Annotated in this window: 24 protein-coding genes; 12 read left to right on the top strand and 12 right to left on the bottom strand. The window is 73.7% G+C overall.

Annotation, left to right across the window (positions count from 1 at the left end; genetic code table 11):
- Complete coding sequence (gene glpX, locus BLS21_RS21715) at window positions 1-1,053, top strand: class II fructose-bisphosphatase (protein ID WP_217636236.1); 1,053 nt, start codon at window positions 1-3, stop codon at window positions 1,051-1,053.
- A gap of 242 nt (window positions 1,054-1,295) precedes the next feature.
- On the opposite strand, the gene BLS21_RS21710 is transcribed toward glpX, so the two are convergent.
- Window positions 1,296-1,982, bottom strand: coding sequence for a DUF1707 SHOCT-like domain-containing protein (locus BLS21_RS21710; protein ID WP_091223406.1), 687 nt, complete (start codon window positions 1,980-1,982; stop codon window positions 1,296-1,298).
- Between the two features lie 216 nt (window positions 1,983-2,198).
- Here BLS21_RS21710 and BLS21_RS21705 point away from each other — a divergent pair, with 216 nt between their 5' ends.
- The 4 genes from BLS21_RS21705 to BLS21_RS21690 all read left to right on the top strand — a co-directional run bounded on the left by BLS21_RS21705 (window position 2,199) and on the right by BLS21_RS21690 (window position 7,579).
- Window positions 2,199-3,617, top strand: coding sequence for a class II fumarate hydratase (locus BLS21_RS21705; protein ID WP_091223404.1), 1,419 nt, complete (start codon window positions 2,199-2,201; stop codon window positions 3,615-3,617).
- Window positions 3,618-3,708: 91 nt separating this feature from the next.
- A complete protein-coding gene (locus tag BLS21_RS21700) occupies window positions 3,709-5,025 on the top strand; it encodes a citrate synthase (RefSeq protein ID WP_091223402.1) in 1,317 nt (438 codons plus the stop codon).
- 172 nt (window positions 5,026-5,197) lie between these two features.
- On the top strand, window positions 5,198-5,458 hold the full coding sequence (locus tag BLS21_RS21695) for a hypothetical protein (RefSeq protein ID WP_091223400.1): 261 nt from the start codon (window positions 5,198-5,200) through the stop codon (window positions 5,456-5,458).
- Between the two features lie 114 nt (window positions 5,459-5,572).
- Window positions 5,573-7,579: an NlpC/P60 family protein gene (locus BLS21_RS21690; protein ID WP_091223398.1), complete on the top strand. Its 2,007-nt coding sequence runs from the start codon at window positions 5,573-5,575 to the stop codon at window positions 7,577-7,579.
- Between the two features lie 311 nt (window positions 7,580-7,890).
- Here the strand turns inward: BLS21_RS21690 and BLS21_RS21685 are convergent, their stop codons facing one another.
- The 9 genes from BLS21_RS21685 to BLS21_RS21645 all read right to left on the bottom strand — a co-directional run bounded on the left by BLS21_RS21685 (window position 7,891) and on the right by BLS21_RS21645 (window position 14,668).
- Window positions 7,891-8,649: a hypothetical protein gene (locus tag BLS21_RS21685; protein ID WP_091223396.1), complete on the bottom strand. Its 759-nt coding sequence runs from the start codon at window positions 8,647-8,649 to the stop codon at window positions 7,891-7,893.
- Entirely contained in the window at window positions 8,646-8,990 is a 345-nt protein-coding gene (locus BLS21_RS21680; protein ID WP_091223394.1) for a hypothetical protein, read from the bottom strand. The genes BLS21_RS21685 and BLS21_RS21680 overlap by 4 nt, the downstream gene beginning before the upstream one ends.
- 136 nt (window positions 8,991-9,126) lie before the next feature.
- Window positions 9,127-10,227, bottom strand: a complete 1,101-nt coding sequence (locus BLS21_RS21675) for a sigma-70 family RNA polymerase sigma factor (RefSeq protein WP_091223392.1) — start codon at window positions 10,225-10,227, stop codon at window positions 9,127-9,129.
- Window positions 10,228-10,349: 122 nt separating this feature from the next.
- Window positions 10,350-10,817: a hypothetical protein gene (locus tag BLS21_RS21670; RefSeq protein ID WP_091223389.1), complete on the bottom strand. Its 468-nt coding sequence runs from the start codon at window positions 10,815-10,817 to the stop codon at window positions 10,350-10,352.
- Window positions 10,818-11,018: 201 nt separating this feature from the next.
- A complete protein-coding gene (csrA, locus tag BLS21_RS26475) occupies window positions 11,019-11,366 on the bottom strand; it encodes a carbon storage regulator CsrA (RefSeq protein WP_425431625.1) in 348 nt (115 codons plus the stop codon).
- Between the two features lie 69 nt (window positions 11,367-11,435).
- Complete coding sequence (fliW, locus tag BLS21_RS21660; RefSeq protein WP_091223387.1) at window positions 11,436-11,840, bottom strand: flagellar assembly protein FliW; 405 nt, start codon at window positions 11,838-11,840, stop codon at window positions 11,436-11,438.
- A complete protein-coding gene (flgL, locus tag BLS21_RS21655) occupies window positions 11,837-12,733 on the bottom strand; it encodes a flagellar hook-associated protein FlgL (RefSeq protein ID WP_091223385.1) in 897 nt (298 codons plus the stop codon). The genes fliW and flgL overlap by 4 nt, the downstream gene beginning before the upstream one ends.
- A gap of 4 nt (window positions 12,734-12,737) precedes the next feature.
- Window positions 12,738-14,186, bottom strand: coding sequence for a flagellar hook-associated protein FlgK (gene flgK, locus BLS21_RS21650; RefSeq protein WP_091223383.1), 1,449 nt, complete (start codon window positions 14,184-14,186; stop codon window positions 12,738-12,740).
- Complete coding sequence (locus BLS21_RS21645; protein WP_091223381.1) at window positions 14,183-14,668, bottom strand: flagellar protein FlgN; 486 nt, start codon at window positions 14,666-14,668, stop codon at window positions 14,183-14,185. The genes flgK and BLS21_RS21645 overlap by 4 nt, the downstream gene beginning before the upstream one ends.
- Window positions 14,669-14,850: 182 nt before the next feature.
- On the opposite strand from BLS21_RS21645, the gene BLS21_RS21640 reads away from it, so the two are divergent.
- On the top strand, window positions 14,851-15,852 hold the full coding sequence (locus tag BLS21_RS21640; RefSeq protein WP_091223438.1) for a sigma-70 family RNA polymerase sigma factor: 1,002 nt from the start codon (window positions 14,851-14,853) through the stop codon (window positions 15,850-15,852).
- Window positions 15,853-15,988: 136 nt separating this feature from the next.
- On the opposite strand, the gene BLS21_RS21635 is transcribed toward BLS21_RS21640, so the two are convergent.
- Together BLS21_RS21635 and BLS21_RS21630 are read right to left on the bottom strand one after the other, a co-directional pair.
- Window positions 15,989-16,774, bottom strand: coding sequence for a class I SAM-dependent methyltransferase (locus BLS21_RS21635; RefSeq protein ID WP_139177247.1), 786 nt, complete (start codon window positions 16,772-16,774; stop codon window positions 15,989-15,991).
- 36 nt (window positions 16,775-16,810) lie between these two features.
- Window positions 16,811-17,890, bottom strand: coding sequence for a glycosyltransferase family protein (locus BLS21_RS21630; protein WP_091223379.1), 1,080 nt, complete (start codon window positions 17,888-17,890; stop codon window positions 16,811-16,813).
- Window positions 17,891-18,254: 364 nt separating this feature from the next.
- Here BLS21_RS21630 and BLS21_RS21625 point away from each other — a divergent pair, with 364 nt between their 5' ends.
- From BLS21_RS21625 to BLS21_RS21600, 6 genes are all read left to right on the top strand, one after another.
- Window positions 18,255-19,091 carry a flagellin N-terminal helical domain-containing protein gene (locus tag BLS21_RS21625; protein ID WP_217636235.1) on the top strand — a complete coding sequence of 279 codons (837 nt, stop codon included), beginning with the start codon at window positions 18,255-18,257 and terminating at the stop codon, window positions 19,089-19,091.
- 105 nt (window positions 19,092-19,196) lie between these two features.
- Window positions 19,197-20,603 (top strand): flagellar filament capping protein FliD, encoded by a 1,407-nt coding sequence (gene fliD / locus BLS21_RS21620; protein ID WP_091223377.1) that lies wholly within the window; start codon window positions 19,197-19,199, stop codon window positions 20,601-20,603.
- A 61-nt stretch (window positions 20,604-20,664) separates the two neighbouring features.
- Window positions 20,665-21,051 carry a flagellar export chaperone FliS gene (gene fliS / locus BLS21_RS21615; RefSeq protein WP_091223375.1) on the top strand — a complete coding sequence of 129 codons (387 nt, stop codon included), beginning with the start codon at window positions 20,665-20,667 and terminating at the stop codon, window positions 21,049-21,051.
- The gene (locus BLS21_RS21610; protein ID WP_091223373.1) at window positions 21,048-21,407 is read left to right on the top strand and encodes a hypothetical protein; all 360 of its coding nucleotides are present in this window, start codon (window positions 21,048-21,050) and stop codon (window positions 21,405-21,407) included. The genes fliS and BLS21_RS21610 overlap by 4 nt, the downstream gene beginning before the upstream one ends.
- Before the next feature lie 375 nt (window positions 21,408-21,782).
- A complete protein-coding gene (gene flgB, locus BLS21_RS21605) occupies window positions 21,783-22,130 on the top strand; it encodes a flagellar basal body rod protein FlgB (protein ID WP_091223371.1) in 348 nt (115 codons plus the stop codon).
- Complete coding sequence (locus tag BLS21_RS21600) at window positions 22,130-22,534, top strand: flagellar basal body rod protein FlgC (RefSeq protein ID WP_091153373.1); 405 nt, start codon at window positions 22,130-22,132, stop codon at window positions 22,532-22,534. Before flgB ends, BLS21_RS21600 begins: the two co-directional genes overlap by 1 nt.

Raw genomic sequence — 22,534 nt, 5'->3', positions numbered from 1 at the left:
GTGTCCCTGCCCCTGCCCGACGGCTCCGCGACCCACAGCGGCGGCAGCTTCCGCTCCGACCGTCCGGCTCCTGACCGCAACCTCGCCCTCGAACTGGTGCGGGTCACCGAGGCCGGTGCGATGGCCGCCGGCCGCTGGGTGGGCCGCGGGGACAAGAACGGCGGCGACGGCGCCGCGGTCGACGCGATGCGCGCCCTCATCGGCACGGTGAGCATGAAGGGCGTCGTCGTCATCGGGGAGGGCGAGAAGGACCAGGCCCCGATGCTCTTCAACGGCGAGCAGGTCGGCGACGGCAACGGCCCCGAGTGCGACGTCGCGGTCGACCCCGTCGACGGCACCACCCTCATGGCCAAGGGCATGCCCAACGCCATCGCGGTCATGGCGGTCGCCGACCGCGGTGCGATGTACGACCCGTCGGCGGTCTTCTACATGGAGAAGATCGCGGTCGGCCCGGCCGCGGCCGACGTCGTCGACATCACCGCGCCCGTCGCCGAGAACATCCGCCGGGTCGCCAAGGCCAAGCACAGCTCCGTCGGCGACGTCACGGTCTGCATCCTCGACCGCCCCCGCCACGACCAGCTGGTCCACGAGGTGCGGGAGGCCGGCGCGCGGATCAAGTTCATCACCGACGGCGACGTCGCCGGCGCGATCGCCGCCGCGCGCGAGGGCACCGGCGTCGACCTGCTCATGGGCATCGGTGGCACGCCGGAGGGCATCATCGCCGCCTGCGCCCTGAAGTGCATGGGCGGTGCGCTGCAGGGCAAGCTGTGGCCCAAGGACGACGACGAGCGGCAGAAGGCCCTCGACGCCGGTCACGACCTCGACCGGGTGCTGCAGATCGACGACCTGGTGCGCGGCGACGTCTTCTTCGTCGCCACCGGCATCACCGACGGCGAGCTGCTGCGCGGCGTCCAGTACCGGTCCGGCGGGTGCACGACCCAGTCGCTGGTCATGCGCTCGAAGTCCGGCACGATCCGGCTGATCGACAGCCTGCACTCGCTGGAGAAGCTGCGCGCCTACTCCGCGGTGCCCTTCGACCGCTCCGAGGGCTGAGCCCCTCGTCGGCCTACCGGCCGACACCGCGGCCAGGTGCCGTCCCCCGCTCCAGCGGAGCCGCCGCGTCGCTCGATCACGGGGTCCCTCCTTTCCCCCACTCCTCCGGCCGACACCGCGGCCAGGTGCCGTCCCCCGCTCCAGCGGAGCCGCCGCGTCGCTCGATCACGGGGACCCTCCGGGTCCCCACTCCTCCCGACGACACCGCGGCCAGGTGCCGTTCCAGGACGATGGGCGACTCCCTATCGCGGCGGCAGTGGCGGCGGCGGGGGGATCGGCGGCAGGGGCGGGAGCGGTGGAGGTGGCGGCGTCAGGTGGCGGGCGGCGAGACGGTCGATCATGGCCCGCCACCGGCTCGCCGACTCGCCCGGTGCCAGGCTGCGCAGCCGCAGGTCACCGAACACGCTGCGGGCGTGGACGACGATCCGCGGTGTGCCGGCCAGCCGCGGCACCGGGGCCAGCTGCGTCCTGCGGTCGCCGAAGACCGTGCGGCCCTGCAGCTCGGCGTCCACCCCCTCGGCGACGACCACGTCGACGTCGCCGAACACCGTGCCCAGGCTGATCTCGATGCGGTCGAGGTCGGTGCGCAGACCGCGCAGGTCCAGCCGGACGTCACCGAAGACGGTGCTCACCCGCCGAGGTGGGTTCGGGCCGGCCAGCTCCACGTCGCCGAAGACGGTGGTGAGCTCCTCGGGGACGCGGGTGCCGACGATCTCCACCGGGGGTGGGGCGTCCGGCGGCAGGTCGGCGACGAGCGCGGCGAGGTCGTCGTGCGTGCCCGCTGCGTAGGCGGCCTCGACCCGCTCGCCGAACTCGGTCAGGTCGATCCGCCCCTCGGCGACCGCGCGCTGCAGGCGCGTCACCGTGGCCTCGCGGTCGGCGTCCGAGGCGCGGACGACGGGCCGGGCGGGGACGGCGTCGGGCTCCACGCGGCCGACCGTAGCCGAGCCACCCGCCGACCCCGTCCCGGGAGCCCGCCCCGGCCGGGACGTGCGCTCCCCTCTGAGCGGGGCGGACGTCCCGTGCCGGGTCCGCGCTCGCCGCCCGGGCCGCTCCCACGTCGGATCGGTCCGGACCGTGACCTCGCGGGCATCTAGGGTCCTGAGTCGGAGCACTGTCACCAACGAACACCGGGAGCCGCAGCAATGCCCGCTGAGACCCAGGTCGCCGCGCAGGACGGCGCCGACTACCGCATCGAGCACGACTCCATGGGCGAGGTCCGGGTCCCCGCGTGGGCGAAGTGGCGGGCGCAGACGCAACGCGCCGTCGAGAACTTCCCGATCTCCGGCACGCCGATCGAGCGGGAGCTGATCGCCGCGCTGGCCGCCATCAAGGGTGCGGCCGCCGCCGTCAACGCCTCCCTCGGCGTCCTGCCGCAGGAGACCGCTGACGCCATCGGCACCGCCGCCGCCTCCGTCGCCCGCGGCGAGTGGGACGAGCACTTCCCCATCGACGTCTTCCAGACCGGCTCGGGGACGTCGAGCAACATGAACACCAACGAGGTCGTCGCGACCCTCGCCACCGAGGCGCTCGGCTCACCGGTGCACCCCAATGACCACGTCAACGCCTCGCAGTCGTCCAACGACGTCTTCCCGTCGGCGATCCACGTCGCGGCGACGAAGGCCATCGTGCGCGACCTCGTCCCCGCACTGGAGCACCTGGCCGGCTCGCTGGAGCGCAAGGCCGAGGAGTTCGCCGAGGTGGTGAAGAGCGGGCGCACCCACCTGATGGACGCCACCCCGGTCACCCTCGGCCAGGAGTTCGGCGGGTACGCCGCGGCGGTGCGCTACGGCATCGAGCGGCTGCAGGCCTCGCTGCCGCGGATCGGCGAGCTGCCGCTGGGCGGCACCGCCGTCGGCACGGGCATCAACACCCCGCCCGGCTTCGCCGCCGCCATCATCGAGCGGCTCGCCGGCGAGCTGGACCTGCCGCTGACCGAGGCGCGCAACCACTTCGAGGCGCAGAGCTCGCGCGACGCGCTGGTCGAGGGCTCCGGGCAGCTCAAGACCATCGCCGTCGGCCTGGTGAAGATCGCCAACGACCTGCGGTGGATGGGCTCCGGCCCGCGCACCGGCCTCGGCGAGATCCAGCTGCCGGACCTGCAGCCGGGCAGCTCGATCATGCCCGGCAAGGTGAACCCGGTCATCCCGGAGGCGGTCATCCAGGTGGCCGCCCAGGTGATCGGCAACGACGCCGCCGTCACGTTCGCCGGCACCACCGGCGTCTTCGAGCTCAACGTCACGCTGCCGCTGATGGCGCGCAACGTGCTGGAGTCGATCCGGCTCCTGACCAACGTGAGCCGGATCCTGGCCGACCGCTGCGTCGACGAGATCGTCGCCAACGTCGACCGGTGCCGGGAGTACGCGGAGTCCTCGCCGTCGATCGTGACACCGCTGAACAAGTACATCGGCTACGAGGAGGCGGCGAAGGTCGCCAAGCAGTCGCTGGCCGAGCAGAAGACGATCCGTCAGGTCGTGGTGGAGCGCGGCTACGTCGAGCAGGGCAAGCTCACCGAGCAGCAGCTCGACGAGGCCCTCGACGTCCTCTCGATGACCCATCCGTGACGCCCGGCGGGGCGGGTCCCGACGACGGATCCGCCCCGCCGTCCGGCGGGGCGTGGTGGTACCCCCCGGAATCTGGGTAGCGTCCCGACTGATGAGCGAGACAGCGAGCGCACCCGCGGCCGGCAACCCCGACGCAGCCCTGCGCTATCCCGGTGGAGAACTGCCCCTGCGAGTGGTCCCGGCCACGGAGGGGGCGGACGGACTGGACACAGGCAAGCTGCTGGCGACGACCGGACGGGTCGCGCTGGACATCGGCTTCGTCAACACGGCGGCGTGCACCTCGGCGATCACCTACATCGACGGTGACGCCGGGATCCTGCGCTACCGCGGCTACCCGATCGACCAGCTCGCCGAGAAGGCCAGCTTCGTCGAGGTCAGCTACTTGCTGATCTACGGCGAGCTGCCGACGGCCGAGCAGCTGGCCGACTTCGACTCCCGGCTGCGGCGGCACACGCTGCTGCACGAGGACCTCAAGCAGTTCTTCAAGGGCTTCCCGCGGGATGCGCACCCGATGCCGGTGCTCTCGTCCGCGGTCAGCGCCCTGTCGACCTTCTACCAGGACTCCCTGGACCCGTTCGACCCGCAGCAGGTCGAGATCTCCACGCATCGGCTGCTGGCCAAGCTGCCCACGATCGCGGCCTACGCCTACAAGAAGTCGGTCGGCCAGCCGTTCCTCTACCCGGACAACTCGCTGGGTCTGGTGGAGAACTTCCTGCGGATGACCTTCGGCTTCCCCGCCGAGCCCTACGAGGTCGACCCGGAGCTCGCCGCGGCGCTGGACATGCTGTTCGTGCTGCACGCCGACCACGAGCAGAACTGCTCGACGTCGACCGTGCGGCTGGTCGGCTCCTCGCAGGCCAACCTGTTCGCCTCGGTGTCGGCCGGCATCAACGCGCTGTTCGGCCCGCTGCACGGCGGGGCCAACCAGTCGGTGCTGGAGATGCTCGAGTCGATCCAGCGCGAGGGTGGGGACATCCCGGCGTTCGTCGAGCGGGTGAAGAAGAAGGAGCCCGGCGTCAAGCTGATGGGCTTCGGGCACCGGGTCTACAAGAACTACGACCCGCGCGCGGCCATCGTGAAGAAGACGGCCGACCAGGTGCTCGCCAAGCTCGGCGGCAACAACGAGCTGCTGGACCTGGCGCGGCAGCTCGAGGAGATCGCCCTCTCCGACGACTACTTCGTCGAGCGCAAGCTCTACCCGAACGTCGACTTCTACACCGGGCTGATCTACCGGGCGATGGGGTTCCCGACGCGGATGTTCACCGTGCTCTTCGCCCTCGGCCGGCTGCCCGGCTGGATCGCCCAGTGGCGCGAGATGATCAACGACCCGGCCACCAAGATCGGCCGTCCCCGGCAGGTCTACACCGGGGCCACCGAGCGCGCGTTCGTGCCGATCGAACAGCGCTGAACCGGCCCCGCTGCAGAGTCCCGCCGCGAGCCTGCGAGCGGCGGGGGGCAGCGGGGTCCTCTCTCACCCCGACCGAGGTCCCGTCGTCCGCCCCCGGACGACGGGACCTCGGCGTCTCCGGCAGCATGGGGCCCGCCACGTCCGTCCGCACCACCACCCGGAGGGAGTCCCCATGGCCGAGTCGCCACCCGAGGACGACCTGGTGCTGCCCCCCGTGCCGCTCGCGACGGGTGGAGCGGTGCAGGTGGGCGGCACCGGCCGCCGGGTGAGCCGGGTGGAGCTGGTCGTCTCCACCGACGACGGCGAGGAACTGCGCATCCCGCTCGAGCACCGCCACGGCGCCTGGTGGCCGCCGGCCGAGCGCACCTCCCTGCCGGCGGGCGTGTACGCCGATCGGGTGCCACCTGCGGATCACCCTCCCCCGGAGGGGTGAGACCGCCTCCCCCTCCCTCCGGGGACTCCCCCGCCCCGTCGATACGAGGTCTGAGCGCACCGCGGAACCCCGCGGAGCCGGCCACGTAGGACGAGACAGCCCGGGGGACCCGCAGTGCCCGCACCACGCACGTCGGCCCCCCGCACCACCGCCCGTCCCACCGCCGGCCGGGGCACCGCCCCCCGCACCGGCGCCCGTCCCACCGGAAGCCGGACCGCCGCCACCCGCAGCACCACTCGCCCGCCGCTGACCCCGCAGGAGGCGCAGGCGCTGCGCGCCGTGCTCGCCGCCCGCGCCGCCGCAGCTCCGGACGGCGCTGCGGCGGCCCGCCGAACCCCCTCATCCGGCCCCTCCGCCGCTCGCGGCACCCGGGGCCGCACCGGCCGTGCGCGGCGGCGCAGGCCCTCGGCCCGCCGGGCGCCCACCCGGCGCTGGCTGCCCGCAGCCGACGGCCGCCGCTGGCGGGTGCGCCTGTCGCTGACCGCCCTCGGCCTCGTGCTGCCGGTGCTCGCCGGTCTGGTGGCCCCGGGCGCCCAGGTGCCCGGCACCGCCGCCGAGCCGACCGACGCCACGGGCCTGGCCCTCGCCGCGCAGAGCACGATGCTCGACGCCGCGGCCCGCTACCGCGGCCTGGAGCAGTCCCTCGCCGCCCGGCAGGCCGAGCTGGCGGCGGCCCGCGCCGCGGAGCAGTCCGCGCAGCAGCAGGTGACCGCCACGCGCACGACCGTGGGCACGGGCGCGGCCGCGCTCTACCGGTCGCCGGTCGGGGCGCGCACCCCGCTCGTGGCCCTCGACGTCCACGCGGCCGACACCGCCCCCGACGTCCTCCACCTGACCGCGATCGCCGAGCGTGCCGCGCAGGGCCTCGAGGCCGACGTCGTCCGGGCCGAGCGCGCCGTGGTCGACCTGACGCTGGCCACCCGTCGCGTGGCGGTGGCCGAGGCCGCCCTGGCGACCGTGCACGCGCAGGCCACCGCCGTCCTCGACGAGGTGCGCACGGAGGTCGGCGGGCTGCGGACCGACGTGGCCGCCCAGCTGGCCGCTCTGGGCACCGGCCGGGCCGCGGCCGCCCAGCAGGAGGTCAACCAGCGTGCGCTGCGCCGCTGGCAGGACCACCTCACCGAGCTGGCGCTGGCCGGCATCGTGCCGCCGCCCGCGGCCGCCCTCACCGACCCGACGGCGCTGCCGGCGGGCCTGTCCCCCGCGCTCGACGGCGCCGGGCAGCCCGTCCCGGGCGTCGCCTGGGCCGTGGCCGGCAACCGCCCGGTCACCGTGCTGCCGGCCGAGACGGTGGCCGCGGTGAGCTCTGCGCTGGCCCAGCTGGGCAAGCCCTACGTGCCCGGTGGCGCCGGCCCGGACGCCTACGACTGCGGTGGCCTGACGGCCACCTCCTGGCTGCTCGCCGGGTACGCGATCCCGACCGCCTCGGGCGACCAGTGGACGCACGGCGCCGCCGTCCCGCTCGCGCAACTGCAGGTCGGCGACCTCGTCTTCGCCGACGGCGGCGACGACGTGGGCATCTACCTCGGCGAGGGCCAGGTCGTGGCCGCGTCGGCCGCCGGCTACCAGGTCGGCGTCCGCCCAGTCGCCGACGGCGTCGCCGCGGTGCGGGTCACGCTGCCCGCCCCGGCGCAGCCGAACGCCGCGCTGCCCGCCGGCACCGCCGGACGTGGCGCGTGCGGCGCCCCGCCCCCGCCGGTCGGTCCGGTGAGCCCCGCCTGGGGTGGCTGGGCGAACGGCCGGATCCCGATCACCGCCCTGTGCGCGATCGCCCGCGGCCACGCGCTGCGCTGCGACGCCGCAGCCGGCTACGCGGCCCTGGCCGACGCCTACCGCGCGGCCTTCGGCAGCCCGCTGTGCATCACCGACTCGTACCGGTCGTTGGGCGCTCAGGTCACCGCCTTCCGCGCCAAGCCGGGGCTCGCCGCGGTGCCCGGGACGTCGAACCACGGCTGGGCGCTCGCGGTGGACCTGTGCGGCGGGATCAACATCGCCGGCACCGCGCAGTCGGCCTGGATGGCGGCCAACGCCAGCCGCTTCGGGTTCGTGCAGCCGGACTGGGCGCGGCAGGGCGGCGAGAAGCCGGAGCCGTGGCACTGGGAGTTCGGCCACCTGGCCTGAGAGGCCCCGCGAGCTCGCGGCAGGACCCCGGGGAGTGGCGGGTCCCGTACGTCACCAGGCTCGCGGACCGTCCCCTGCACGGGAGCGGAGCACCGGGAGGGAGGCTCCCCCAGCGACCTCGGGCGCTGCTCACAGGAGGGAGCAACGCGTGAGGTCGCGGGAGGAGACCCTCGGTCCCTGCGACGGCTGCGTCCGGTCACCAACGGGGCGCCGCCGGCCTCACGCGGCGGAGGGTTCCCGGGGCACGGCCCGGGTCGGCCCCGTCGCGAGGCTCGCCGCGAGCCTGCGAGCGGTGGGGGGGACGCGGTCCTTCAGATCCAGCGCAGGCGGGCCACCTGCCGCCAGGGCAGGCGCTGGCAGGCCTCGCCGGTCTCCCCCGCGAGGCGGGCGGCGACGGGGGCCCCGGCGCAGGCCAGGGGCGAGTGCGGCGTGACGACGACGTGCGGGTCGTGCAGGTCCAGGCCGGCCGCGGCGATCCGGTCGAGGAGCAGCTGCGGCGCAGCCAGCACGGCGGAGGCGAACGCCGGCACCTCGGGGTGCGACCACAGGGCCACCGGGCCCTCCACCCGCAAGTCCCCGCCGACGGTGGCGGCGCGCTCTCCGGCGCCGGCGCGCACCCGCTCGACGGCGCGCCGGTCCAGGCCGGACGACGGCGTCCACGGCAGCGCGCGGTCCCCCCGGCGGACGACGACCCGCCAGCCGACCGCGGTCTCGGTGCGGTCGGTCCAGTCGAGCACCGCGACGCCGGTCTCGGCGGCCACCGCGTCGGGGACCGGCCGGTCGTGCACCCACGCCGTCAGCGCGGCGGCGAGCTCCTCGGGCGTCGAGCCGACGCGGGCGTCGGTCATGTCCTCGGCCAGGTCGCGCAGCGGCGTGCGCACCCGGCGTTCGTCCTCCTCCAGGACCACGACCGGGCCGTCGACGCGGTCATCGGCGAGCGTGATGCGCAGCCGGCCGGTGGCCAGTTCGGGCAGCACCTCGTCGGCCGTCCGCTGCAGGTCGGCCACCGCCACCGGGACCGAGCGCAGCCGCTGCAGGAGCCCGGAGCCGGCGAACAGTCCCCCGCTCACGGGCGGTCCTGGCACAGCGCGATGCGCACCGCCGGCGCGAGCGCGGGGAGGGTCAGCACGCTGGAGAGCTCCCGGGAGGACAGCCGCACCGGCAGGACGTCAGCGCCCCAGCCGGTCACGCGGCGCACGCGGGCCGCGGAGGCGGGCCACACGGCGTCGCGCGCCGCGGCCACGTGCAGCTCGGTCAGCACGTCGGTGAGGTGGATGGCGGCCACCGGGTGCAGCGACTCGTCCGCGAGGGCGGCGCGCACGACGGCGGCCAGCTGCTCGCGCTGGGCGGCGGTCAGCCAGTGCGGGACCAGGACGTCGGGCGCGGGGCCGCCCGCGGCGAGGGCGCTCACCGCGTACCCGCCGCGGCCCGGGCGAGCACTGCACCGCGGTGGCGGTGGGCTCCCCTGCGCTCTCTCACACCGGAGATATCGGCAGGCCGGCGCGGCGTTCGACCCGGATCCACCCGATTTCCCGTGAATGGACGGATCAGTCCGCGAGCTCGGCCAGGTGCGTCTTGAGCGCCCGCTCGACGCGGTCGGCGTGCACGTTCATGTTGCGCACCGAGGTCCCGAGGTCGGCCGACAGCTGCGTCTTCGTCCGGCCGCCCCAGGTGGTCAGGTACCACGTCGCCCAGCCCAGGACGTTGGGCTGCCCGGCCCGCTGGTCGGGCCGCGCGTCGGGGTCCGGCGCGCACGCCGCGGTCAGCGCGTGCGAGAGCAGGGTCTGCTCGGCCTCGCCCATGATCTCGTCCGGCGCCTCGTGCGTGTCCGGCAGCATGATCTCGGTGCCGTCCGGGCCGACGCCGTCCAGGGACTGCAGGTTGCGCAGCCCGTTGAGGGTCGCCACCGTCTGCGAGTTGCGGCGCAGGGTCGCCACGCTCTGCCCCATGTACGCGGCCAGCTCCTTCTCGCTGGGCCGCCGCTGGTGCTCGGCGAGGAAGGCGGCGACCGCCTTCTGCTGCTTGTTCTCGGTGTCGGCGGCGGTGCGGCCGTGGGCGTTGCGGCCCAGGTCGTGCACCCACTTCGACAGCTGGGTGGCGAGGAAGGCGCCGAAGGGCACGCCCTTGCCCTCGTCGAACTGACCGACCGCCTTGAGGATCCACTCGCTCACCTGCTGGGTGAGGTCGTCGGGGTCGGGCACGTGCAGCCGCAGCGTGCTGGAGTTGCGCTGCAGCCGCTTGAGGCTGACCGGGAGGTAGTGCCGGCACAGCTCGTCGAGGAAGGCCGGCGGCAGGTCGCGCGGCGCGCGGCGGCGGACGTCGGTCTCCGCGCGCAGCCCCACGGTCGCCGTCCCCCGCCCGGCGCACCAGGCCTTGACCCACTCGGCGAGCACGGAGGCGGTGCCGCAGGCGCCGTCGACGCGGTACAGGCCCTCGCCCTGGTCGTAGCTGACCGTCACGCCGTCGGGCAGCCCGCGGCGGAACTCCTCGAGGGGCAGCTCGCGGTCGGTCCGGAAGTGCACCCGGTCGCGGGCCGTGATGGGCGCGAGGGCCCAGCCCTCGGCCTCGGGGATGCCGCCGAAGACCAGCGGCTCGCGCGGGCGGCCGGGGGCGGTGTCGGGGGCGGGGCTGGCAGGGAGGTGGTTCACCGGGACTCCTCGGCGCTGTGGGGAAGACGGCGGCCGCCCTGCAGGAGCCCGCCGCGAGCCTGCGAGCGGTGCGGGGCAGGGGGTCCTTCTCCGGGCGCCGGAGGACGGCGCCCGGGAGTGCGCTAGGCCGGGATCGTCTCGACCGCGGCGGGCTGACGGGGCGCGGGGACGGCGGCCTCGGTCGCCGGGCCGGCCGCGAGACGGGCCATGAGGTCGGCGGCGGCGGCGCGCTCGGCCTCGCCCGGCTCCACGGTGTAGACCGGCATGTGGTCGTACAGCGTGGTGAACACCGAGCTGACGAACGCGTAGGCGGCCTGCGCCTGCGGCGAGAAGCGCGCGACGGCGGCCCGCGGGCCGAGCTCGACGCCGACGGTCACGCGCACGACGCGGTCGTCCTTGCTCAGACCGGTCAGCGTGAAGGACACCTCGGGGTGCGCGCCGGCCAGCTCGGCCAGCGCCGCGAGGCACCGGCGAGCGGCCCCGCGGCGCGGCCGCAGCTGCACGTGCACGACGACGGTGTCGGACTCCGTGCCGGAGCCGACGACCGCGGCGACCTGGTCGCCGGACTCAGTGATAACGCTGTGCTGCATCGTGATCGCCCCCTGTGACGTGCTTGGGGCAACTGTCGCGCATCCACGAGCCGGCGACCGGCACAACTCTCGCTGTGCCGTACGCAATGTCAGGGCATCTCTTCGGCAGGTCTTGCCCGTGTCGATGGACCGCCCGACCTCCCCGATGCGGTGATCAGCAGGAGTTCACAAGGGCGAGGGGCCGTGGCCCGGCCAGTTCTGTCAGCCGACGGAGCCCTTCGTGACCTGCCCGTGACCGGCCGGGGCGGCCGCGGCGGGCGAGGCCGTCGGCTCGGCGCCGGGACCGTCCTGGGCGACCGGCTCCGCCGTGTCGGCGGAAGCCGACGCGGGGGCGAAGGCGGCCAGCGCGCCGAGGGTGTCTGCGGTGACCTGCGCCGCGAGCATGTTGGCCTCGGCGATCTGCCGGTAGACCTCCTCGCGGTGGATGGTCACCTCCCGCGGGGCCTTGAAACCGAGGCGGACGGTGCCGCCGCGGACCTCGACGACGTGGACCTCGATGTCGTCGCCGATGCGGATGGTCTCGCCGACGCTGCGGGTGAGAGTGAGCACGGGGAACCCCTCCATGGGTGTGTGGTGGCCGTCCGTGGCTGGGCGGTCCTGGCCGGGCCGCCTGAGTGGTTATCGGCGCAGGGGACGCCGGATGGGATGCGATCCGTCGAGCAGCACGACCTGCGCGGAGCGCCAGTTGGCCGGGTTGACCACCAGCGGGGCCCGCAGGTTGGCCGTGGCCGCGGCAGGGCCCTCGGCCGGCACCGTCACCAAGCAGTACAGCCGCGCCTGCGCCGGGTCGTCGAGCGCCAGGTCCGCGCACACGGCCGGGGGCAGGGCCGGTGCGTAGTCCGGGAAGTACCTGCCCGGGTCGACGGCGAGGAAACGCGGGCCCTCCGGCGCCATCGACTGCAGCCAGAACAGCCGGCCGTCGCCGTCGGCGGTCACCAGCACGTAGTCGCGGTGACCCGGGAAGCCCGGCAGCGCCTCGGTCATCGAGAGCAGGGGCAGGGTCGCGACAGCCGAGAGCGTCATGCCAGGAAGTCCACGAGCGTCGGCTGGATCACCTGGGCGGTGGCCTGCAGCGCCGCCTTGTACCCGACCTCGGTCTGGCTGAGCTCCATGATCGTCTTGGCCAGGTCGATGTCCTCGACGTCCACGAGCTGCGAGGCGAGGGTCAGCTGCAGGTCGGTGTTGACCTGGCCGGCGGCCTCCATCCGGGCCGCGCGGGCGCCGACGGAGGCGGCGGCCCCGAGCAGCCGCTCGAGCGCCACGTCGAGCTTCTCGAGGTCGGCCGACAGCGCGTCGGGGGCGCTCTCGACGTCGGTGGCGATCTTCCCGACGAGCCCGAAGAGGTCGGGCTCACCGGCGCTCGGCACACCGAAGGCCTCGTGTCCGGTGACGTCGATGCGGATCCGGTCGGCGTTGGACACCCGTCGGGTGATGCCCTCGCCGACGGGCGGCGCGCCGACGTAGGTGCCGTCGCTGGCGTACGCCGCCGAGCCCTGGGTCACGCCACCGAAGAGGGCGCGGTCGTTGATGCTCGAGTTGGCCACGCCGAGGAGGCTCTCCCGCAGGGCAGCGACCTCGACGGCGATCGCCTTCTGCGAGCTGGTCGACGTCGCGCCCTCGTTCATGGCCTGCACGGTCAGCGCACGGACCCGCTGCACCTGGCCGATGGCCGTGTTCAGCGCGGTGTCGGTCGCGTCGAGCCAGCTCTGCCCGTCGGAGATGTTCTTGGCGAACTGCTGCACGGCGCTCTGGTCCTGACGGACCTGCAGCGCCTTGTTGGTGCCGGTCGGCGAGTCCGACGGCGCACTGATCAACTTGCCCGAGGTCAGCTGCTGCTGGAGCTTCGCCACCGACGAGAGGTTGTTGTTCAGGCCGAGGAGGGCGGTCTGGGTGACGGCCCGGTGGGTGATGCGCATCAGGTCACCGCCCCACGACGCCGGTGCGGTTGATCAAGGTGTCCAGTGCCTCGTCGATCGCGGTCACCATGCGGGCGGCCGCGCTGTAGGCGTGCTGGAAGGACAGCATGTTGGTCATCTCCTCGTCGAGGTTGACGCCGGACACGGACTCGCGGGCGGCGTCCACCTGCGTGGAGATCACCTTCTGCACCTGGACGTCGCGGCTCGCGACCGAGGCCTCCACGCCGAGGGCGACGACGAGCGACCGGTAGGTGGCGTCCACGCCACCGGCCTCGAGGCTCAGGTCGAAGAACGCGTCGGCGTTGTCGCCGTCCGCGGAGGGCTGACCGAGGGCGCCGGGGGCGGTCCGGGCCGCGGCGATGAGCTCGGGCCTGGTGACGCGGACGCTGATGTTGCCGGCGTTGACCTTGGTCAGGTCGACGACGGGGTTGCCCGAGCCGTCGTCCATCAGCGGCTCGGCCGCCCCGGACGCGCCGGAGACGTCGTAGCCCTGGGCCTGGACCGCGTTGATCCTGCCGACCAGGTCGCGGGCCAGGCCGTCGAGCGCCCGCCGGTAGCTGGGCAGGGTCGTCGACAGCACGGTCAGCTGGCCGCCGGCGGTGCCGCCGACCGCGAGCGTGGTGCTCCCCGGGACGGTGACCAGCCGCGGGTCGTCCCCGGTGCCGACCGTGTCGGGGTCGTCGACGCCGGCCACGCGCACGCCGAGGGCCGAGTTGCCCGCGACCAGCGTCGTGCCGCCGACGAGGACGTCGACCATGCCGTCGTCCGCGGCCACGGAGGTGGCCCCGACCTTGTCGGACAGCTGCATGACCAGCAGGTCCCGGCGGTCGGAGAGCTCGTTGGTGGGCAGCCCCGACCGGGTGGCCTGGCGGATCTGGTTGTTCAGGTCGGCGATGGACGCCGCCGTCGTGTTCACCTCGGCGGCGAGGGCCACGACGTTGTCGCGGGTCTGCTGCCACTGCTGGTCGAGGGTGGCCCGCGTGGTCTGCATGCCCGAGGCCAGGATGTCGAGCCGCTCGAGCACCTGGCTGCGCACGGCCGGCTCCATCGGGTCCGTGGCGTTGGCCAGTGCGCTGAAGCCCGCCCACACGTCGTCCAGCATGCTGCGGACGCCGGTCTCCCCCGGCTCGCGGAAGGCGGCCTCGACCTGGGCCAGCGCCTCGTTGGCGACGGTCAGCTGCGCGGTGCGCGCCGACTCGACCTGGCCGCGCCGCTCCAGGAACACGTCCCGGATGCGGTTGACCTGGTCGGCGTCCACGCCGTTGCCCACCGGGCTGCTCACCGAGTGGATCGCCGGGACGGCGGTGCCGCCCATGGCGCGCAGCTCGACGCGCTGCCGCGAGTAGCCGTCGGAGTTGACGTTGGCGATGTTCTGGCCGGTGACGTCCAGCCCGCGCTGCGAGGCCCACAGCGCCGTCCGGGCGGTGTTCAGCCCGCCGAAGGTGGAACTCACAGGGCACCGTCCAGGGTGACGGCGCGGTGCGCGCGCTCGTCGCTGCGGCCGGTCGAGCCGTAGGTGCCGGCCGACGGCGCCCTGACCGACAGCAGGGCGTCGCCGATGGCGGACAGGCCGCCCTCGATCAGCTCCCGGTTGGTGTCGGCCAGCCCGCGCAGTTCCGTCACGAGCACCAACAGCGTCTCGTGGTGCTTGGCGTACAGGTCGTTCCACGGGGCCGGCGCGGCGTCGGCGAGCTTGCGCAGCGAGGGGTTGACGCCCACGCCCAGCCGCTCGGCGAGCACCTCGGTGGCGGCCGCCCGTTCGACCTCCAGGGTGCGCAGCTGGTCGAGCACGACCTCGATCTCGTGCGCGATCCGCGACAGCCAGCGGGTCTTGCCCGTGACGATCAGGTACTGCTTCTCCTCCGCCTTGAACAGCAGCAGGTCCAGCAGCTCCTGTTCGCGCCACAGCAACGTCGACAGGTGCTGGTAGTCCACGCCCCCACCGTCCTTCCGCTCTCCCCGCGGCAGGCGTCGGTGCTGCCCGCGGGTTCTCACGAGCACCTTCGGCATCCCCCGGGACGCCTTGAGCCGAGCGCTCGAGTCCGGACGGGTCCGTGCCGACCAGGGGTGCCGACCAGGGGGTGCCGACCGGGCCCGAGCCTGCCGAGAAGGGGGACGTGAGCCCATCGCGTGCCCAGGCGACCGTGCGGTCCCGTGCCTCTGCCTCGCGCCACCCCGTCGCCCCGGCTGCCGGCGTCCCCGCCCGGCCGGTCGCGACGCGGGACACCACTCGCAGCGCCGTCCCCGCGAGGGACGTCGACGCCCTGGTGACCGAGCACCTGCCGCTGGCCGCCTTCGCGGTCAACGCGGTCGCCTCGCGCATCTCGCTGCCCGCGCACGTCAGCCGCGAGGACCTGCTGTCCTGTGCGCGGGTGGCGCTGGTCGAGGTGGCGCGGCGGTTCGACCCGTCCGCGGGCGCCTCGTTCGCGACCTACGCGCTGGCCCGGCTGCAGGGCGCCGTCCTCGACGAGCTGCGCTCCGGTGACTGGGCCAGCCGCTCGGTGCGGGCCGCCGCCCGGCGCACCGACGCCGCGGCCGATGCGCTGGCCATCCAGCTGGGCCGCCCGCCGACGCGCGAGGAGCTCGCCGCCAGTCTCGGCATGGCGACCAGCGACCTGGACTCGCTGCAGGTCGACGTCCACCGCGCCGTCATGGTGAGCATCGACGCCGAGACCGGCCCGGACGGCACCTCCCTCGACCTCCCCGACACCGGGGAGTCGCCGGAGCGGGCCCTGCTGCGCAGCGAGCGGTCCCGGTACCTGCACGAGGCGATCCGCCAGCTGCCCGACCGGCTCGACGAGGTCGTGGAGCGCAACTTCTTCGGGGGCGAGTCGCTCACCGACATCGCCGCCGACCTCGGCGTCACGCTCTCGCGCGTCTCGCAGATGCGCGCCCGCGCGCTGACCCTGCTGCACGCGGCGATGAGCGAGGTGTGGGAGGGCCGGGCCGTGCCGGCCGACGGCGGGGTGCGCGCACGCAACCAGCAGCGCTCCTACGTCGACCGGGTCGCCGGTCGCAACGCCCCGCCGGCCGCGGCCCCGCCCCTCCCCCACTCGCGGCCCGTCGTCGTGCCGCCGCACCGCAACCCGTGGGTGACGGCGACCGGTCGGAGCGCCTGACCCCACCACACGACGCAGCGCCCCGGGTCCTCGTCGAGGACCCGGGGCGCTGTGCTCCGTGAGGGGGCGGGTCGCAGGGCGGAATGCCGAGGAGGGCGTGCACCGGCAGAGCCGGCGTACGCCCTCCTCGGGGTCCTCAGCGCTGGAAGGCGAAGGGGGCCTGCTCGGCAACGGCGGCACCCGACCGCAGCGCGGTCCAGTCCTGAGCCGCGAGCTCCGCGGCGAGGGAGCCGGCCGGCACACGCCCCTGGCGCTCGGCCACGAGGGTCTCCCACCACCCGCACTCCATCAACCGCTGCGGATCGACCGCGTGGGTCCGGCGCAGCACGTGCTCGGGCACGTCCTGCGGGTCGGTGTCGGCCACCATCGCGGCCTCGATCGCGGTGTAGTGCTCCGCCAGCGTCGTCGACCGGGCGTCAGGGAGGAGCACGACGACGGTCCCGGTCGGCTGGGTGTCGACCTCCAGGACGACGAGGTCGGGCCGCAGCCGCTGGAGGACGTGGGTCACCTTGAACACGTCCCCGGTCCAGGAGACGGTCTGCCGGTCCCGCGCCGCCTCGATCACGCTGCGGGGCAGCGTGTCGTCGAAGACCACCACGCTGGTCCGGGTGGTGTACGCCTCCACGTAGATGAAGTCCCGGAGGGCGAACTCCGCGAGGTGCATCCCGTCGATGAAGGCCAGGTCCAGCGGGTCTCCACCGAAGCGCTCGGTCGGGTTGTTCTGACGGAAGTAGTCGTCACTCGTCGCCCGCACCAGCTGGACGTCGCAGTTCAGCTCGGAGACCACGGTGAAGGCCGGGTCGATGCCGATGCTGGGGACCCGCGACAGGGCCAGGCTGACCCCGGTGTCGATGCCGATCTCCAGGTAGTTGCGGGGGTGCAGCTGTGCGTGCAGCGCAGTGAGCAGCTCGTGTCGTTCCACGGTGGGTCTCCTCGGTGGGATCGATGGGTGTGGCTCTCAGGCGCCGATGCGGTCCTTGCGGCTGCGGATGTCGCGGGCCCGCCGCCAGGCGGTGGCCCACAGCTCGGCGGTGTGCTCCGTGAGGTGGTGCGCCAGCACCTGCTCCCGGTTCGCGGCGGCGACCTCGCGACGCCAGTCCGCGTCCTCGACGGCCCGGGTGATGCCCACGGCCCAGTCACGGGGCCGCTTGGCGCGGTAGCCGATGCCGAGCCGCTCGTACTCGGCGCTCGGCGAGGAGATGGCGAAGACCCCGCGCGCGGAGTACTCGAGGACCTTCAACCAGCTCTTGCAGTTGTTGAACGTGTCGATGCGCAGGGGTGCGACGCCGATGTCGAACCGTTCGCCGATCGTGGTGGCGTAGGCGTCGACGTCCTCGACCCAGGAGATCTGGATGGGGTCCTCGGCCAGTCGCAGCCGCTCCCTCGCGTCCTCGCCCTGCCCCATGATGGCGAACTGGCTGCGGCCACGGGTGCGGTCGAGTGCCTGCTGCAGACCCGACCCCATCTCCTGCAGGTCGTAGGGGTGCGTGCCGACCGTGCCGGTCCAGCCGATCGTCACGACGTCGGGCTCCCGCTCGTAGGCCGGGGGGAGTTCGGCGAGCCGGCGCGGGATCGCGTTCGGGACCACCATCCCGCGGCCGCCGGCCCCGTACTCCTTGAGCAGGTTGGGCGTCGAGACCGTGACGAGGTCAGCCTCCTGTGCACAGGTCTCGGCGATCTTCCCGACGCCCTTGCGGATGAGGACGTCATGCCCTTGGTGGCCAGGCGGCAGGGCCGTCAAGTGGTCGTCGAGCTCGACGACCACGGCCACCCCTTGGGCCTGCAGCAGCCGGAGGCAGTCCAGCATCTCCCGGGTCTTCGGCAGCTGCATGACGACGACGTCTGCGCCCTGCGCATCGACCTCCCCGACCACGAGGGCCCCGGCCGGATCGTCCGGGTCGCGGTACATCGTCGTCTTCAACCCGCGCTGGACCGTCACGTTGATCCCGAGGTCGGCCTCCTCCACCGCCCGCGCCGGCTCGGCCATGCGGTGGAACAGGGACCCGAGGAAGACGGTGGTGCACAGCAGCACGTTCATGGTCGGGAGACGTCCTTCCGGCGCCCGTTGCCGGGCGCGGTGCCATCGCCCGGCGGCAAGGCCGCTGGGCAGAGGGGTCAACAGGAGCGGAGGGGCGTCGACCGGACGCCGCCACCCACCCGGCCACCATCCCGGCGGCTCCCCCGCTCCGCCGTCTCCGCGCCGCGGACACGCCGACTCGCGTCCCGTTCGTCCCACGCACCCCGTCCCGCCTCACCGGGAGCCGCCCCCGTTCGGAGGCGCGCGAGCGATTTTCTCGGGGTTCGCCTCAAGGTCATCCCGACCGCGGCCGAAACCACCTCTGCAAGGCCGCAGCACGGATGCAGCGGTTACCGGATACGACCCGCTTCCAAGGAGGAACACCATGGGTCTGCGCGTGAACAACAACATCGCCGCGTTCAACGCCTACCGCAACCTGAACGTGACGGACAACGCGATGGGCAAGTCGCTGGAGAAGCTCTCCAGCGGGCTGCGCATCAACCGGGCCGCCGACGACGCCGCCGGCCTGGCCATCTCGGAGGGCCTGCGCTCGCAGATCGGTGGCCTCAAGGTCGCCGTCCGCAACTCGCAGGACGGCATCTCGGTCGTCCAGACCGCTGAGGGTGCGCTCACCGAGACGCACTCCATCCTGCAGCGCATGCGCGACCTCGCGGTGCAGGCGTCCAACCACGGTGCCCTCACGGACACCGACAAGGCCAAGGCGGACGAGGAGTTCCAGGCCCTGGCCAAGGAGCTCGACGACATCGCGAGCAAGACCACGTTCAACGGCACCAAGCTGCTCAACGGCAGCTACTCGTCGATGAACTTCCAGGTCGGGTCGAACGCCGGCGAGACGCTGACGGTCACCATCGGCAACATGGCCGCCAGCGGCGCGAGCTCGCTGTTCGGTGCCACCGGCGCCGGCAACATCTCCTCGGCCTCCTCCGCCAGCGCCGCGATCACCGCCGTCACCAGCGCCATCGGCACCGTCTCCACCGAGCGCGCCAAGCTGGGTGCGGTGCAGAACCGGCTCGAGCACAAGATCAACAACCTGAACGCCACCATCGAGAACCTGACCGCGTCGGAGAGCCGCATCCGCGACACCGACATGGCCGAGGAGATGGTGTCCTTCACCCGGTCGCAGATCCTGTCTCAGGCCGGTACGGCGATGCTGGCCCAGGCGAACCAGAGCTCGCAGGGCGTCCTGCAGCTCCTCCGGTGACCTCGGTCCCCGAGCGCCTGGACGTCTAGCACCACCCGGTGAGGGGGGAGGCCCAGCCTCCCCCCTCACTGGCGTACCCACCCCTGACCCCGCCTGGAGGAACCCATGGTCAGCCTGAGCGTCGACGGCCTGATCTCCGGCCTGGACACCACCACCCTCGTCTCCCAGCTCGTCGCGGCCGAGGCACTGCCGCAGACCCGGCTCAAGACGCAGATGAGCGCGGCGCAGGCCGCGGCCGACGCCTACCGGGCGGTCAACACCAAGGTCGACGCGGTGCGCACCGCCGCCGCGGCGCTCACTACCGACGGGCTCGCCGCGGCCCGGACGGCGAAGAGCAGCGCCGCCTCGGTGACCGCGAGCGCCACGTCGACCGCCGTTCCCGGCAGCCGGCTCAGCTTCACGGTCGAGTCGCTCGCCTCGACCGCGAGCTTCATGAGCGGCGCCACCTGGGCCACGACGGGCACCGACGTCCGGAAGCCCGTCGGCCCCGACGCCACCACCCCCGGGCCGTCGCCGTGGCCGCTGACGATCAGCCGGCCGGACGGCACCTCGACGACCGTGGAACCTCCTGCCGGCGCGACCCTCGCCCAGACCGTCAGCTACATCAACGGCCTCGAGGACCTCGGCGTCCGCGCCACCGCGGTGAACACCGGTAACGGGTACCGCCTCCAGATGACCAGCAACACCCCAGGCGCCAAGGGCTACTTCGACGTGCAGTCCGCGGCGGGCGAGCTCTTCACGGTGGTGTCCCCCGCGAAGGACGCCACGCTCGACGTGGGCGGTGTCGCGGTGACGTCACCGACCAACACCTTCGCCGACCTGATGACGGGCGTCTCCATCACGGTCACCGAGGAGAGCGACACGTCCGTCACCGTGGAGGTGGGCGAGGACCTGAAGGCCGTCGCCACCAAGGTGAAGACGCTGGTCGACGCGGTCAACGCCGCGCTGGGCAACATCGCGACCAACACCAGCAGCGAGACCGGCAGCACCGCCGTCCTCAAGGGCGACTTCGCCCTGCGCGAGCTGGCCAGCCGGCTGCTCACCAAGGTCTCCGACGCCGTCCCCAACGCCGTCCCCTCCGCCACCGCCCCCGGCACCTTCACCGCCGGCTCCCCCGCTGTCGCGGGCATCCAGCTGACTCGCGACGGCACGGTGACGTTCGACGAGGCGACCTTCCTCAAGAGCATGCAGTCCAACCCCGAGGCGGTCCACCGGCTGATCGGCGGCGCGCCCGCGAGCGGCGGTGTGCCGGCCGTGGAGGGACTCGCCCAGCGGCTGGAGACCATGGCGAAGGACGCCACGAAGTCCACCAACGGCACGCTGACCCTCCTGGTACAGGGCCGGGAGACCCTGGTGCAGGACTTCAAGTCGCGGATCGCGGACTGGGACCTGCGCCTGGCCACCCGCAGGGAGACGCTGACCCGCCAGTTCACCGCCATGGAGACGGCGCTGAGCGCGCTGAAGAACCAGTCCAGCTGGCTGGCCGGCCAGCTCGGATCGCTGTCCGGCTGAAGACGAGGCCCGCCCGGCCGATCCTCCTAGTACTCCCCCCTTCCCCCAGGAGACGCACCTGATGAGCACCGCCTCCCTCCGTTCCCGCTACCTCGGCGACTCGGTCGCGACGGCGTCCCCCCAGCGGATCCTCGTGATGCTCTACGACCGGCTCGTGCTCGACCTCGAGCGCGCCGAGATGGCCCTCGACACCGGGGACCGCACCGAGGCCGCCGTGCAGATCCAGCACGCGCAGGACATCGTCTTCGAGCTCCGCGAGAGCCTGCGGGTCGACGCCTGGGAGGGCGGACCGCGGCTGGCCGCGCTCTACAGCTGGATGATCACCGAGCTGGTGCAGGCCGGCGTCAAGCGCGACCGCAACCGCGTCGCCGCCTGCCGGCAGATCGCCGAGCCGCTCCGCGACGCGTGGCGGCAGGCCGCCGCCACCCTCGCCACCTCCAGCGCATGACCCCCGGTCGCCCCGCGGCGGCCGGCAGCGGGGACGGGTCCCGCGACTGGGCCACCGTCCTCGACGCGCTCGAGGGCGAGGTGCTGGCCGCCGAGTCCACCCTCAGGGCCGACCGCCGGGACGAGATCGCCGCCTGGGGACGCCGGGCCGCGGACTGGGTCCCGCCCTCGTCGTCCCTGGGCCCGGTGCCCGAGGACCTCCGCGAGCGCGCCGCGCGGCTGCTGCAGCACCAGCTGGCCGTCGCCGAGGAACTGGTCGAGCGGATCATCCAGTCCCGGCGGCAGCGCGACGTCGCCGCCCGGATGTCCTACGGCCCGCCCCGACCGGTCGCCTCCTACATCGACCGGGCCCTCTAGCCCCCGGCTCCGTCCCGAGGCTCACCCCACGCGTGCGAGGGGTGAGGAGGACGGGGTCCTCTTCCCACGCCCCCCGTGGCGCCGGCACCCGGCGCTCCGGGGGGCGTCGTCGTCGCTGGGGCGGGACGGCGCTGTCGTGACCTGCCCGCCCGTGACGCACCGTGAGTCACAGTCGGCACGTCCACCCCACCGGCGTACTCGCACCCCTCCCGTGGGACCCGGTCGGTCAGGGGCCCGCCGGGCCGTGCCGATGACTGCAGAGCACGGAAAGCGCACCTCTCGCCACGGATCGGCGAACCACTCACTCGCTCGCGAGTGTCTCCTGCGTACCCGGAGGCCGATCGTGTCCTGCTGCCCTGCCCGAGGAACCGCCCGGTGATCGGCGACGTCACCTCGTCGGCCCTGCACTCCGCCCTGACCGGGCTCGCCCAGCGGCAGCGGGTCACCGCCGACAACATCGCGAACCTGCAGACCCCCGGCTTCCTGGCCGGCCGCGTCGACTTCGAGAGCGGCCTGCGCGGCGCCCTCGCGAGCGGTCAGACGCCGACCGCCACGACCGGCACGGTCCGCCGCTCCCTGGAGCCGACCCGGATGGACGGGAACAACGTGAACCTCGACGCCGAGACCGTCATCGCCACCGAGACGGGGCTGCGCTACCAGCTGGCGCTCAACGCCCTCGGCGGCAAGTACGACGTGCTGCGCACCGCCCTGCGGACCGCGTGATGAGCACCTTCGACTCGTTGGGCATCTCCGGGTCCGGGCTGCTCGTCCACCGCAAGTGGCTGGACGCGGTCTCGGACAACATCGCCAACATCAACAACGTCACCTCGACCGACCAGGACGCGTTCCAGGAGCGGCTGATCGTGGCGCAGGCCGTCGACTACGGCTCCGGCGAGGGCGGCGTCCGCGTGGCCCGGGCCGAGTACGGCAGCGCGGAGGGCCGGATGGTGTACGAGCCGGACCACCCGCTCGCCGACGCCAACGGCTACGTGAGGTACCCGGACATCGACCTGGGCGACCAGATGACCCAGCTGATCATGGCGCAGCGCGGCTACCAGGCGAACCTCGCCGTCGTCGAGCGGGCCACCACCGCCTACCAGGCCGCACTCCAGCTCGGGAAGGGCTGA

Origin of the sequence: Geodermatophilus siccatus (assembly GCF_900103785.1) — a bacterium.
In the GTDB taxonomy this organism is placed as follows: Bacteria; Actinomycetota; Actinomycetes; order Mycobacteriales; family Geodermatophilaceae; genus Geodermatophilus; species Geodermatophilus siccatus.
The sequence above is the reverse complement of the archived record's forward strand: the minus strand, read 5'-3'. Positions and strand labels throughout refer to the sequence as shown.